General features: G+C 39.2%; 11 protein-coding genes. 8 read left to right on the top strand and 3 right to left on the bottom strand.

Annotation, left to right across the window (positions count from 1 at the left end):
* The first annotated feature begins 15 nt into the window (after positions 1 to 15).
* The 5 genes from HLH16_RS01385 to HLH16_RS01365 all read left to right on the top strand — a co-directional run bounded on the left by HLH16_RS01385 (position 16) and on the right by HLH16_RS01365 (position 5387).
* Positions 16 to 1869, top strand: coding sequence for an ABC transporter ATP-binding protein (locus HLH16_RS01385; protein ID WP_171527939.1), 1854 nt, complete (start codon positions 16 to 18; stop codon positions 1867 to 1869).
* Positions 1869 to 2318, top strand: a complete 450-nt coding sequence (locus HLH16_RS01380) for a MaoC family dehydratase (protein WP_171527938.1) — start codon at positions 1869 to 1871, stop codon at positions 2316 to 2318. Before HLH16_RS01385 ends, HLH16_RS01380 begins: the two co-directional genes overlap by 1 nt.
* A 111-nt stretch (positions 2319 to 2429) precedes the next feature.
* Entirely contained in the window at positions 2430 to 3458 is a 1029-nt protein-coding gene (locus HLH16_RS01375; RefSeq protein ID WP_171527937.1) for a helix-turn-helix transcriptional regulator, read from the top strand.
* Between the two features lie 71 nt (positions 3459 to 3529).
* Positions 3530 to 3904 carry a glycine cleavage system protein GcvH gene (gcvH, locus tag HLH16_RS01370; protein WP_171527936.1) on the top strand — a complete coding sequence of 125 codons (375 nt, stop codon included), beginning with the start codon at positions 3530 to 3532 and terminating at the stop codon, positions 3902 to 3904.
* A gap of 301 nt (positions 3905 to 4205) precedes the next feature.
* A complete protein-coding gene (locus tag HLH16_RS01365; RefSeq protein ID WP_171527935.1) occupies positions 4206 to 5387 on the top strand; it encodes an MFS transporter in 1182 nt (393 codons plus the stop codon).
* Between the two features lie 104 nt (positions 5388 to 5491).
* Here HLH16_RS01365 and HLH16_RS01360 read toward each other — a convergent pair whose 3' ends face one another.
* Positions 5492 to 6685 (bottom strand): PilT/PilU family type 4a pilus ATPase, encoded by a 1194-nt coding sequence (locus tag HLH16_RS01360; RefSeq protein WP_171527934.1) that lies wholly within the window; start codon positions 6683 to 6685, stop codon positions 5492 to 5494.
* A 288-nt stretch (positions 6686 to 6973) separates the two neighbouring features.
* Positions 6974 to 8035 (bottom strand): 3-deoxy-7-phosphoheptulonate synthase, encoded by a 1062-nt coding sequence (locus HLH16_RS01355; RefSeq protein ID WP_171527933.1) that lies wholly within the window; start codon positions 8033 to 8035, stop codon positions 6974 to 6976.
* A 623-nt stretch (positions 8036 to 8658) separates the two neighbouring features.
* On the opposite strand from HLH16_RS01355, the gene HLH16_RS01350 reads away from it, so the two are divergent.
* Positions 8659 to 9864: an amino acid aminotransferase gene (locus HLH16_RS01350; protein WP_171527932.1), complete on the top strand. Its 1206-nt coding sequence runs from the start codon at positions 8659 to 8661 to the stop codon at positions 9862 to 9864.
* Positions 9865 to 9920: 56 nt separating this feature from the next.
* Here the strand turns inward: HLH16_RS01350 and HLH16_RS01345 are convergent, their stop codons facing one another.
* Complete coding sequence (locus HLH16_RS01345) at positions 9921 to 11036, bottom strand: S-(hydroxymethyl)glutathione dehydrogenase/class III alcohol dehydrogenase (protein ID WP_171527931.1); 1116 nt, start codon at positions 11034 to 11036, stop codon at positions 9921 to 9923.
* 121 nt (positions 11037 to 11157) lie between these two features.
* On the opposite strand from HLH16_RS01345, the gene HLH16_RS01340 reads away from it, so the two are divergent.
* Positions 11158 to 12717 carry a phospholipase D family protein gene (locus HLH16_RS01340; RefSeq protein ID WP_171527930.1) on the top strand — a complete coding sequence of 520 codons (1560 nt, stop codon included), beginning with the start codon at positions 11158 to 11160 and terminating at the stop codon, positions 12715 to 12717.
* Positions 12718 to 12919: 202 nt separating this feature from the next.
* Positions 12920 to 13357, top strand: a complete 438-nt coding sequence (locus HLH16_RS01335; protein ID WP_171527929.1) for a hypothetical protein — start codon at positions 12920 to 12922, stop codon at positions 13355 to 13357.
* Positions 13358 to 13497: the final 140 nt, after the last annotated feature.

Below are 13497 nucleotides of genomic sequence, written 5' to 3'. Positions count from 1 at the left end.
TAAAGAGAATGTTATATGTTGCAGTGGTTTGAAAAACTGGTTGATCCTTATCCCACCAAAGGTTTAAACGAACCACTTCCAACGCGCTTTTTCCCTTTTGTCTGGCAAGCTGCAAAAGGCGTTCGCCGGTATTTGCTGTTGCTGGTGTTATGTACCGCAGGCGCTGCAAGCTTTGAAGCCATTCTTTATTCAAAAATTGGCGATTTGGTCAACTGGTTGAGCAAGAGCCAACCTGAAACATTTTTAGCTGAGCATACGCAAAATTTGACCCTTTTGACCTGTATTTTGCTGGCCAATATTTTATTCGCCAGCATGCAATCGATTATCAAGCATCAAATTTTATACAGTTCCTTCCCGATGCGCCTGCGTTGGCGTTTTCACAACCTGCTTTTGCTGCAAAGTCTGGATTTTTTCCATAATGATTTTGCCGGCCGTTTATCTGCCAAAGTCATGCAAACTTCGCTTGCGGTACGTGAGTTCTGGGTGATTTTGGGTGACATGCTGGCTTATGTGCTGATTTACTTTGTCACCATCAGTTTTGTTCTGGGCGCAATTTCCCCTCTGCTGATTTTGCCACTTATGCTGTGGTTGGTGCTGTTTATTACTGCTGCCTGCTATTTCATTCCACGCTTAAGCAAAATTTCCAATAAACAGGCTGATGCACGTGCGGTAATGACCGGTCGTGTAACGGATGCCTATACCAATATTCAAACCGTAAAACTGTTTGCCCATGCGGGTCGTGAAAGTCAGTATGCCAAAGAATCCATGCAAGGCTTTATGATCACGGTTTATAAGCAAATGCGCTTAGGGGTTCGGTATGAAATCAGCATTAATTTACTTAGTGTGGTTTTATATGTCGGTGTTTTAGGAACAGCGATTTGGCTCTGGATCAATGGACAAGCTCAGCTGGGTATTATTGCTGCGACTACCGCGATGATCTTAAAACTCAACAGTATTGCTGAATTTATGATGTGGCAATCTTCCGCACTATTTGAAAATGTCGGTACCATTCAGGACGGCATGAAAACCATGGGTCGCCCGATTAGCATTCAAGACAAAAAAGATGCTCAGCCCTTACAGGTACAACACGGTGAAATCAAATTTGAAGATGTGTGTTTTGCCTATAACAATAAAAATATCATTGATCATTTAAATTTAACCATCAAACCGGGTGAAAAAATTGGCATTGTTGGCCGTTCCGGCGCAGGTAAATCGACCCTAATTCAACTGTTATTGCATTTTTATACCCTGAACCAAGGTCGTATTTCGATCGACGGTCAAAACATTGCAGATGTGACTCAGGATAGTTTGCGTAAAAGCATTGCCTTGGTGACGCAAGATACCTCTTTATTGCACCGCACTGTGGCTGAAAATATTAAATATGGTCGCCCACATGCAAGCGATGAAGAAATGTTTGAAGCTGTTCGCAAAGCCAAAGCAGAAGATTTTATTCCGCAACTTACCGACTTGCGTGGTAAAACGGGTTATGAAGCCTATGTGGGTGAACGTGGTGTCAAACTCTCGGGTGGACAACGTCAACGCGTGGCGATTGCACGGGTATTTTTAAAAGATGCGCCAATCTTGATTTTAGATGAAGCGACCAGTGCTTTAGACTCCGAAGTTGAAGCTGCAATTCAATCCAGTCTAGATGATTTAATGAAAGGTAAAACTGTCATTGCGATTGCCCATCGTCTGTCGACCATTGCCCAGATGGATCGTTTAATTGTACTGGATGAAGGGAAAATTGTGGAACAAGGCACGCATGATGAACTTGTTGCCCTGAATGGTATTTATGCGCATTTGTGGCAAAGACAGACCGGCAGTTTTTTGATAGAACAACAAGCATTGAAGAAAAAGGAAGCGCATTAATGCTGTATTTAGAAGATATAAAAATCGGTGATCGTTTCATCAGTCGTGAATATGAAATGACCTTGGAAGAAATCAAGCAATTTGCGCATGCGTATGATCCGCAAGTTTTCCATACCGATGAAGATCAAGCTAAAGAGCATCCTGTTTTTCAAGGGATTGCAGCCAGTGGCTGGCACACTTGTGCAGTGACCATGCGTTTATGGACAGAATGTTTTCCTGTCGCTTACGGCCTGATTGGCTCGGAATCCAACCTGCGCTGGCCACGACCAACTCGCCCTGGCGATAAAGTTCATGTTGAAGTTGAAATTGTTGCGATTACGCCATCAAAAACCAAAACTGACCGCGCTATAGTGAGCTATGTTACTCAGGCATTGAATCAAAATAATGATCTGCTGCTTATCTCTACAACGAAAATTGTGGTTTTTAAAAAGGAATTTAAACCTGTTTAATTGATGGCTTTGAACAAGTTGTCGAACAATTTTAATAGGATGCTGTTTCTTTTCATGCCAATATGAAAAATTAACAAATAGAAAAAACGACTAAAGTGCAATGGATAGCGCATGAAAACGATTTCTCCAAGACAAGATCAAGGAATACCCGGAGTTTACGGTCTGCTCCTTTTAGATGTGGTGTCACGTTGGGGCTACAATGCAGAAGCATTGTTTACCCCTTTTCATTTAAGCAGCGAGCAGTTGGCGGAGCCAAATTTTCGTATTCCAACGCCTGTTGCAAATGAACTGGTTAAACATGCATTACGTTTAACCGGTGAACCGACGCTGGGTTTTCATTTGGGTACCCAAATGCGAATTTCCATTCATGGTTTTATTGGCTATGCCATTATGACTGCGCACGATATTAGCGATGCCTTGGTCTTGGCCAACCGTTTTATACAGCTACGGTTGCCCTTTTTACAGCTTTATTTTTCTACCTTTGGTGACAAAGCTACGCTGCAATTGCAATGTGATTTTGAGATTGAGCCTTTAAGAACTGAAATTGCCATTGCCTTGACTTTCGGTATTATCACCATGGCAAAAGCCTTGACTGGCTGTGATAAATTATCTGGCGAGATTGATTTCGATTTCCCAAAACCGCCCGGTTTTGAACGCTATATGGCAAAATTTCCATCGCATACTTTCCGTTTTGAACAACCCCATTTATTGTCTAGCTTTGATAAAAAATACCTGAGTTTAAAAATGGTCAATGCTGACCCGCTTGCCAGCCAGATTGCGATTAACCAATGTGAAGCTGAACTCTCAGCATTAGGTGAACGTCGACGTTTGGCCATGCGGGTGCGTGATATTTTGACCAATTCAGAACAACATTATTTAAGCATCGAAAATGTCGCGGATCGATTGCATATGTCCGATCGTACTTTAAAACGCCAACTGGCTGCCGAAGGAACCTCTTTTTCTACCTTGGTCGATGAAGTGCGTTATCGTCATGCAACCTCGCTGCTTTCCCGAACCGATTACACCTTAGAGCTAATTGCAGATGAACTGGGCTATAGTGATGTGGCCAATTTTAGTCGTGCTTTTAAGCGTTGGAGTGGCCGCAGTCCAAGCAATTGGCGCAAAGATCCCTATTTATAAACTTTTGTTTTTATCAAAAAACCTGTATAAAACATGGCAAAAATGATTTGAATATTTTAAAGGAGTCATCAATGAATCACCCTTCAGAATTAAAGTACGCCAGTACGCACGAATGGGTCAAAATTGAAGGTGATCTGGTTGTTACCGGTATTTCCGACCATGCACAGGATGCTTTAGGGGATTTGGTCTATGTGGAAGCGCCAGAAGTAGGCCAGCAAATCACCGCTGGTGAACAAGCCGGTGTGGTGGAATCGGTTAAAACAGCTTCTGATATTCATGCACCTGTTTCAGGCGAAGTGGTTGAAGTGAATCCAGCGCTTGAAGATGATCCAGACTTTGTCAATGATGATCCGTATGGCAAGGGCTGGATTTATAAAATCAAGCCAAACAATATGGCGGATGTCGAAAAGTTACTTTCAAGCAGTGAATATGAAGCAGGTTTATAATCCTGTTTTAAATAAAAAAATCAGTCTTTCGGGCTGATTTTTTTATTTCAGGTAATTTTAATTTTAAAAAATTACTTAAAAATCACAATATGATATTAAGCACCAATAAAAACACCAATATTGCTTAAATTGTTATATTACATTATTACAATGCTGTACTTTTTAGCCATATTCTTCTAGAATTAATCCCATCCAACGATGATCTGACTTATCTTCAATTACAAAAAATGATTTATAACTAAAAAATAGTGACCTCGATAAGCCTCTTTAGTCGTCTTTTTCTTATAAATTTAGGTAAATCATGACTCCAGTAAATACACAACAGTTATGGAATAAGTCCTTTATTCTATGTCTCGCCAATAATCTATTTTTGTTTATATTTTATTTTGCACAAACTACAATTTTACCAATTTATATTGTAAATGAATTAGATGGAACTTTAGCGCAAGCGGGTTTAGCCATGACGCTATTTATGGCCTCATCGATTGCCGTTCGCCCCTTTAGTGGTTTAATTATCGAGAAAATTGGTCGAAAAAAAGCGCTTTATATTTCAGAAACTTTGTTCTGTCTTTTTTCATTTGCCTATATTTTTGCAGATAATCTGACTTTTCTTTTAGTCATCCGCCTGTTACATGGTATCTGGTTTAGTATTTTAACCACGGTTACCGTTCCGATTGCCAATGACTTTATTCCTGCAAACCGTAAGGGTGAAGGCATGGGATATTTTGTCATGTCAGTCAACTTGGGGATTGTACTGGGTCCTTTAATTGGTCTTAGCTTGATTCAGCCACTGTCTTATCAAATGGTTGCAGCAATTTTAGCCGGAATTATCTGCGTAGGCTTTGCATTTTGCTTCCTGATTCCAATTCAAGAAAGCATAAAAAGCCAAGTTGAAACCGTTAAACGTAAATTATCTGTTCATGATTTTGTTGAAAAGAAAGCCTTGCCCATTTCTATTATGGCCATGATCGTCTCTTTTTCTTATGCCAGTATCATGTCCTTCATTTCGACATTTGCAGAATCAAAAAATTTACTGTCTTATGCAAGTTTATTCTTTGTCATCTTTGCGATTTCCATGATGAGCTTGCGACCCATCACCGGGAAAATTTATGATCGTAAAGGGCCAAATTATGTGGTTTACCCTGCTATTGCGCTATTTTCCATTGGGCTGATTGTTTTAAGCCAAATCAATAGCGTGACTGGATTGATGATTGCAGCGGTATTTGTCGGTATGGGCTTTGGTTCAGCTCAACCCTGCTTGCAAACCATTTCCATTCAGCATTTACCAAAAGATCGAATTGGGCATGCAACCTCAACCTTCTTCACCTGTTATGACATCGGTATTGCGATTGGTTCAATCTTGCTGGGTGTGGTGATTGCTCATCAGGGCTACAGCTTTGCCTATCTGCTCTGTGCATTGATCACGGCATTAAGTTTGGTTTTTTATAAATTATTTGTAGATCGTAAACATACAGCAGCATAAAAAAACTTCAAACCAGACTCATCTAATAGAAATATGCATCAGCCTAAAATTGGATGATGCATATTTTTTATAGTTTCACTTTATAATATTAAAATATTCCTCAACTAAGCTTGGTTCATCTCCTTGGTTTCACTTTCTTCAGGATTACTTTCCTGCATCATGCTAAATGATGATGCTGAACCAGATACAGATTGATCATCTCTAGGACTTTTTAACTTGATCTGTAAACGCAACTCATTCATGGAATCTGCATTACGCAAGGCTTCTTCATAACTAATCGCACCTTCATTATACAAATCAAATAAGGCCTGATCGAAAGTTTGCATGCCCAATTCACGGGATTTTTTCATGATTTCTTTGATTTCATGCAATTGGCCTTTCAAAATAATATCGCCAATCAAGGGAGTATTCAGCAAAATTTCAATGGCAGCACGACGACCACTGCCATCTTGAGTTCGCACCAGACGCTGGGAAATAATCGCTTTCATATTGGAAGACAAGTCCATCAGCAATTGATTTTTTCGTTCTTCCGGGAAAAAGTTAATGATTCGATCAAGCGCCTGGTTGGCATTATTGGCGTGTAGCGTTCCTAAACATAAATGCCCGGTTTCCGCAAAAGCAATCGCATGTTCCATGGTTTCGGTATCACGGATTTCACCAATCAAAATTACATCGGGTGCCTGACGCAAGGTATTTTTCAAGGCATTGTGCCATGAGTGGCTATCTACACCCACTTCACGGTGAGTCACCATCGATTTCTTATGCTTATGGACATATTCCACCGGATCTTCAACGGTAATGATATGCCCGGCTGAATTTTCATTACGATGATCAATCATTGCTGCTAAAGACGTGGATTTACCTGAACCAGTAGCTCCAACGACAAGGATCAACCCGCGTTTTGCCATCATTACGTCTTTTAATGTTTCAGGCAGTTTTAACTTGGTGAAATTTGGAATTTCCGCGGTAATGGTTCGAATCACCATGCCGACTTGTAACTGTTGTTGAAATACATTAATCCGGAAGCGTGAAACATCGGGAACGCTAATGGCAAAATTACATTCGAGTTCTTTTTCAAATTCCTGGCGTTGTTTTTCATTCATTAAACTGTAGGCAAATAATTTTGTCTTATCTGCAGTTAATGTCTGTTGCCCAATTGGTTTCATTAAGCCTTGATGTTTAATGCTGGGTGGAAAATCGGCTGAAATAAATAAGTCCGAGCCGCCATATTCCACCACTTTAGTCAGCATATGAAATATTATTTTACGCGCTTCTTCCAATAATTCCGCACTATACATATTTTTCCCCATTTAAAATTATTTCAAGTACTCAGCAATATCTATATTAAATTGTATTTATTAAACAATTAGTTATTACTGAGTATCAATTTCAATTATTGTGCCTAAAGAAGCGATATGACTCAAATTTGTTAATTCCAAGCAGTTAAAAGAATTAATAAAAAATGTATAGAGCATCAACAAAGCATTGTTCTAAATTTAAACAGACAACATAAATGTGCTTATAAGAAACAATAAAGCCCCGATCAACGGGGCTTTATTAGAAAATAATCATGCTTTTTAAAAATATTAAGCACTACGTTTTAATTGAGTAATACGCAATGAATCTGCAACATCCAATAAAAGTTGCTGGGTTTTATCCCAACCTAAACAGCCATCAGTCACAGATTGACCATAGGTCATCTCACATGAAATCTTTTGCTGGCCATCAACCAGATAGCTTTCTAGCATCACGCCACGAACATTGCTTTGTAGATGTTCATCTACAATGGTACGTAAAACTTCAGGTTGCAATAAGGGATTTTTGTGACTATTACCATGACTGCAATCAATCACCAAGGCCGGCAATTCACCTTTAGCTTTTTCTTTAATGTTCTCGATTTCAGCCAATTGGTAATTAGGACCCGAATTTGCACCGCGTAAAATCAAATGCGCTTTTCGATTGCCTTGTGATTCTAAAATACAAGGCAATCCTGATTGGCTCATTCCTAAGAATTCATGTGGATGTGAAGCCGATTGAATGGCATCAAGCGCAATTTGAATTGAACCATCCGTGCCATTTTTGAAACCAATGCTGTAAGGCATGTGGCTTGAAATTTCACGGTGAATTTGCGATTCGCTGGTACGTGCACCAATTGCACCCCAAGCCAGTAAATCATCGAAATATGCGGTTGCCATCGGGCTTAAAATTTCCGATGCAATCGGCAAACCCATTTCTATAATTTGCAGATATAACTCACGTGATTTTTCCAAACCCAATTGCATGTTGGATGAACCATCTAAATTTGGGTCATATAAAAAACCTTTCCAACCAATCGTGGTACGTGGTTTTTCAATATAGGTGCGCATCACCAGAAAAATCTGATCTGATACTTGGCTTTGTAATTGTTGTAGTTTTTCAGCATATTCAAGTGCAGAAATGGGATCATGAATTGAACATGGACCGGTCACCACCATCAAACGATGATCTTTGCCATCTAGAATATTTTGAATGGTTTGACGCTGCTCGGCAATTTGTTGAGCCAGTTTTGCAGATAAAGGAAATTGTGCCTTCAATTGATCAGGCAAACTTAAAGTGGTTTCTTTTGCAGTTGTTTGCGTTTGTTGTAAAGCAGTATTTAAAGCATTCATTGGTCTTTCCTGGGGACTTTTTTCAGTCCAATCTTTTATTTGAGCGTTATGGGTCTAATGGATTGCAAGGCAAGAGTCATCGTTTGACTAAAGTAAAACCAATAAGAGTTGCTAAAATATGAGTAATTTAATGTTTTCATGCGCTAACTCCAAAATATATAAAAAATAAAGCATAAAAAAACCTGATCAGGGTTGCCGATCAGGTATTAACTTGGTGGGCAACCATTTCTTGCCCGAACGCGTTCAGGCAATTATCTAAATTGCCAAAAATAATAACGTGCGTTTGAGATGACTGGTTGCTTTAACATCTTTATTTCTTCAAAAAAGTATGTGTCTCAAAATTAAAATACGCTGTATTCATCAATTTGACAAGAATTTTATATAAAATAAAAATACATAAATTAGTCAACTTTTACTTATATATTGTTTAAAAATAAAGCTTGGCCATCAAACTTCAATTTCATCGTTTTTTATTTTTACATTTTTTAGATCAATTTTTTAATATCTGAATCCTGCTGGGCAGTTTCTATAAAAATAAAAGACCATCCATTGGCATTAAAAGATAAAATGCGTTCTATACCGAAGGCTTGATGTGTTTACCACATATAACGAAGGATGTATTCATGTTCCAACATGTTGATAGTTATGCAGGTGATCCAATTCTTTCTCTTATGGAAGAGTTTGGAAAAGACCAACGCTCTCATAAAGTTAATCTAAGTATTGGACTTTATTACAACGAAGATAATATTGTTCCTCAATTAAATGCCATTAAAGCCGCCTATAAAAATATTGAAGCGAGCAATTATCAGGTCAAGCTCTATTTACCTATGGATGGTTTGAAGTCTTATAATCAGGCTACTCAAGCCCTTGTTTTAGGTCAAGATAGTCCAGCCCGTTGTGATGGTCGTGCGGTAACGATTCAAACTTTGGGCGGTTCTGGCGCACTTAAAGTGGGTGCCGATTTTCTTAAAAAATATTTTCCGGAATCTGATGTTTGGGTCAGTCAACCAACGTGGGAAAATCATATTGCCATCTTTAATGGGGCTGGTATTCACTCGCATTTCTATCCTTATTTTGATGCAGTGACCAATGGTGTTAATGTGCCAGCCATGCTGGAAAAATTAAGCCAGCTTCCGGCAAAAAGCATTGTGCTGTTACACCCATGTTGCCATAACCCGACAGGTGCAGATTTAACAGCTGCTGAATGGGATCAAGTAATTGAAGTATTAAAAAAACAGGATCTGATTCCTTTCCTGGATATTGCCTACCAAGGTTTTGGCCAAGGTTTAGAACAAGATGCTTATGCCATTCGTGCTTTAGATCAAGCAGGCATGAATTTTATTATTAGCAATTCATTCTCTAAAATTTTCTCACTCTATGGTGAGCGTGTGGGTGGCTTAACTTTTGTTTGTGATGATCAAGCTACTGCACAAAAAGTATTGGGTCAGTTAAAAGCCACTGTACGTCGTATTTACTCAAGCCCTCCAACTACAGGTGCCTTGTTGGTGGATAATGTTCTGAATGATGCTGATCTGACTGCACAGTGGGAAGCTGAACTGAAAGAAATGCGCGAACGTATTATTAAAATGCGTCAAATTTTGAATGAGAAATTAAGCCAAGCTTTGCCTGAACGTGACTTTAGTTATCTGGTCAAACAGCAAGGTATGTTTAGCTACACAGGCTTAACGGCTGAACAGGTTGATATCTTAAAAGATCAATATGGTATCTATCTCGTTCGCAGTGGTCGTATGTGTGCAGCCGGTCTAAATTTAAATAATATTGATTATGTCGCTGAGTCTATTGCAGAAGTCATTAAAGCCACTGCTTAAACAAGCTGATATAAAAAAACGGGCTATATATGCCCGTTTTTTTATTTTAAAGAAGATTAATCTTTAAAATGTACGACTGTACGAATTGATTTACCTTCGTGCATCAAATCAAAAGCTTCATTAATTTTGTCTAGACCCATGGTATGCGTTACGAAAGGTTCAAGTTGAATCTCGCCTTTCATTGCATCTTCAACCATGCCCGGAAGTTGTGAACGACCTTTCACACCACCAAAAGCTGTGCCTTTCCAGGTACGACCAGTAACCAACTGGAACGGACGGGTCGAAATTTCCTGACCTGCTCCGGCTACACCAATAATCACGGATTGTCCCCAACCACGGTGTGCACATTCAAGCGCAGAACGCATCACATTGACGTTACCAATACATTCAAACGAATGGTCTACGCCCCAACCGGTCATTTCAACAATGACTTCCTGAATCGGTTTGTCATATTCTTTTGGATTTAGGAAATCTGTCGCACCAAATTCTTCAGCCAGTTTGAATTTGTCTGGATTGGTATCAACCACAATAATTCGACCCGCTTTAGCTTGGCGAGCACCTTGCACAACCGCAAGACCAATACCGCCTAGACCAAACACCGCAACTGAGTCGCCTGCTTGAACTTTTGCAGTGTTATGTACCGCACCAATACCTGTGGTTACGCCACAACCCAATAAACATACATGTTCAGGATTTGCTTCCGGGTTGATTTTCGCCAAAGACACTTCAGCAACCACGGTATATTCACTGAAAGTTGAACAACCCATATAGTGATAAATCGGCTGACCATTATAAGAAAAACGTGTTGTACCATCTGGCATTAAGCCCTTACCTTGAGTCGCACGAACTGCGACACACAGGTTGGTTTTTCCAGATTTACAGAATAAACATTCACCACATTCAGCGGTATAAAGTGGAATGACGTGGTCGCCCGGTTTAACACTGGTCACGCCCTCGCCAACTTCTACCACAATGCCGGCACCTTCATGACCCAATACCGCCGGAAAAACACCTTCAGGATCCTCACCGGATAAAGTAAAAGCATCGGTATGACATACGCCGGTATGGGTGATTTTCACCAAGACTTCACCTGCTTTCGGTGGAGCAACATCCAGTTCAACAATTTGAAGCGGTTGACCCGGACCAAATGCGACTGCAGCACGTGATTTCATGAAATAGCATCCTTTATTTGATTATTTAACAGATGAGCTACAGTAACCGCTTTTTATTGTCCGATTCAACCTATAACATGATGATAATATGTACGTATAACTTTATGACTTCATAACAATTATGCAAATTAGACACTCTACTCAAGCTGTCTTACTTTCATTTGCAGTCATCACACTGACAGGATGCAGTTTGCCGATGAATGAATCAAAAAAGCAGTTTCCAATTCAGGTTCATGCCGAGCACTGGTTAAACGGTTCCAATGTTGATACACAAATTACTCAGGGCTTAACTGCCTATCTGTCTTTAGATGATGCTTTTATCAGTATTGCCTCAAGGCTGCATCTGATTAATAAAGCCCAATATAATATCGATTTGCAATATTACATCTGGGAAGATGACTCGATTGGTCACATGATGCTGGCTGAATTGCTCAAGGCCGCAGATCGGGGGGTAAAAATCCGTTTATTGATTGATGACCAGAATGGTTCTCAACTCGATGCAACCTTAAAACAACTGGCACAGCATCCCAATTTTGAAATTAAAATATTTAATCCTTATACCTTTAGAGCTAGAAAATTACGCTTATTTGATTATTTTTTTCGTTTCAACCAAATCAATCACCGTATGCACAATAAGCTGATTATCGCAGATGGCGCCATTGCGGTTACCGGTGGGCGCAATATCAGCCGTGAATACTTTGATGCAAGTGAAAATTTCCAGTTTACCGACATGGATATTCTGTTCTATGGAAATGCAGTCGACCATGCCAATCAAGTATTTCAAGACTTCTGGAATGATGATTTAAGCTATTCAGTCCAACAACTGCTGGGCGATGCCAAGCCAGAACAACTTGCCAAATTGCGCAAATATTATGAACTGACCGCTTTACAAAAAGATCAGCTGAAAAAACGGATTGAATTGGCAGAAAAACAAATCAATCAGCACTTAAAAGACAGTCCCATCAATTGGGCAAAAGCATATTTTGTCGCAGATTCGCCGGATAAAATTCGTGGAAAGACAACTCATGATCAGCTCATTTATCGTCAGATGCTGAATATTATGGGTGAACCGAAGCAGCATCTTGAACTGGTTTCTGCCTATTTTGTGCCGACCCGTCAAGGTACAGATTATTTAGCCACGCTGGTCAAAAACGATGTTGAGGTTCGAGTATTGACCAATTCATTCTTGGCCAATGATGTTCCTTTGGTACATGCCTTTTATAAAAAATATCGTCATGATTTATTGCAAAGTGGGGTCAAACTTTATGAGTTTAAGCCCTATATTGAACGACATAAACGTACCTGGTATGAAGTGGTCACAGGCAATGTGATTCCCGCCAAAAATAAAAATGCCTCAAGCTTGCATGCAAAATTCTTTGATATCGACGGTATGGTGTTTATTGGTTCATTTAACTTTGACCCACGTTCAGCCAATTTAAATACTGAAGTCGGATTGGTGGTTGAATCAGATGTGCTTCAAAATCAGATTTCTACATCACTGGATCAATACCTGCCGCAAATTGCTTATGAATTAAAACTCAACCCACAAGGGGAAGTCATTTGGCTGGATCATCAAAAAAATGGTTCTATCGTTGAATACAATCAAGACCCTGAAAGCACCAAATTCCAAAGATTTGCAATGAAAGTGGTGTCTTATTTCCCGATTGAATGGTTGATGTAATGACAATCGAATGACATCAAAATACACATCGTGCTTTTAGTTCCAGTGGTACTTCAATATTGTTATGACTTATAAGATCTTGAAGGCTATTTATACATATTTCAGATCAATCAACACAATGTTTTACTCATTTCCTGATTTGCTTTAACATTCCACTTTTCGAGTTTTTAACTCATTTATCTCCTGATCGTGACCCTCTGCAATGCAATTTTTTGATTTAAGTCGTCAATTTAATTTAAGTGATATTTTAACCCCCTACAAAACACTGAATCAGCTTGGACAACAAGAATGGTTTTTAGCCAAAGTCCGTGTGGAATATGACTGCTTATCTGATTCTGAAATTCTTGAAGGTCAGGCTGTTTTGAAATCCAGTGAAAACACTCAACTGGAATTGGAATGGATAATTCAGGATACCGGTGCAGAATTGCAGGTCTTATTTAAAGGCATTGAAACTGAAGCAAATGAAGAAACCTTACTCTTGGTTAAAGGTGCTCAAATTGTCGATAGTGAACAAAAGAAAATTTCTGTACAAGCTTTAAGTCTTTGGATTGATGGCACATTACTACCGATGCTACCGAATATTCGCCGTGAAATTAAATCCCGTTTAAATTTATGGGACTATGTTGAATATGATGGATAGGGGTTGAAATCTATTCAAACTGAATTAAACATCTTTATTTAATTTTTGAAACTCGATTTTGGCATGAATGACCAGTCAGATCGCTAAAAACTGTATTCAACTTTTCCTCATATTACTGAATAATATTGAAAATAATAAAA

The organism is Acinetobacter sp. ANC 5378 (assembly GCF_013004315.1).
Lineage (GTDB): Bacteria > Pseudomonadota > Gammaproteobacteria > Pseudomonadales > Moraxellaceae > Acinetobacter.
The sequence above is the reverse complement of the archived record's forward strand: the minus strand, read 5'-3'. Positions and strand labels throughout refer to the sequence as shown.

Coding starts and splice junctions, on each gene's coding strand:
- HLH16_RS01345 (WP_171527931.1), bottom strand. CDS start 11,036: ATGAAATCACGTGCTGCAGTCGCATTTGGTCCGGGTCAACCGCTTCAA.
- HLH16_RS01355 (WP_171527933.1), bottom strand. CDS start 8,035: ATGAATGCTTTAAATACTGCTTTACAACAAACGCAAACAACTGCAAAA.
- gcvH (WP_171527936.1), top strand. CDS start 3,530: ATGAATCACCCTTCAGAATTAAAGTACGCCAGTACGCACGAATGGGTC.
- HLH16_RS01365 (WP_171527935.1), top strand. CDS start 4,206: ATGACTCCAGTAAATACACAACAGTTATGGAATAAGTCCTTTATTCTA.
- HLH16_RS01360 (WP_171527934.1), bottom strand. CDS start 6,685: ATGTATAGTGCGGAATTATTGGAAGAAGCGCGTAAAATAATATTTCAT.
- HLH16_RS01380 (WP_171527938.1), top strand. CDS start 1,869: ATGCTGTATTTAGAAGATATAAAAATCGGTGATCGTTTCATCAGTCGT.
- HLH16_RS01375 (WP_171527937.1), top strand. CDS start 2,430: ATGAAAACGATTTCTCCAAGACAAGATCAAGGAATACCCGGAGTTTAC.
- HLH16_RS01335 (WP_171527929.1), top strand. CDS start 12,920: ATGCAATTTTTTGATTTAAGTCGTCAATTTAATTTAAGTGATATTTTA.
- HLH16_RS01385 (WP_171527939.1), top strand. CDS start 16: ATGTTGCAGTGGTTTGAAAAACTGGTTGATCCTTATCCCACCAAAGGT.
- HLH16_RS01340 (WP_171527930.1), top strand. CDS start 11,158: ATGCAAATTAGACACTCTACTCAAGCTGTCTTACTTTCATTTGCAGTC.
- HLH16_RS01350 (WP_171527932.1), top strand. CDS start 8,659: ATGTTCCAACATGTTGATAGTTATGCAGGTGATCCAATTCTTTCTCTT.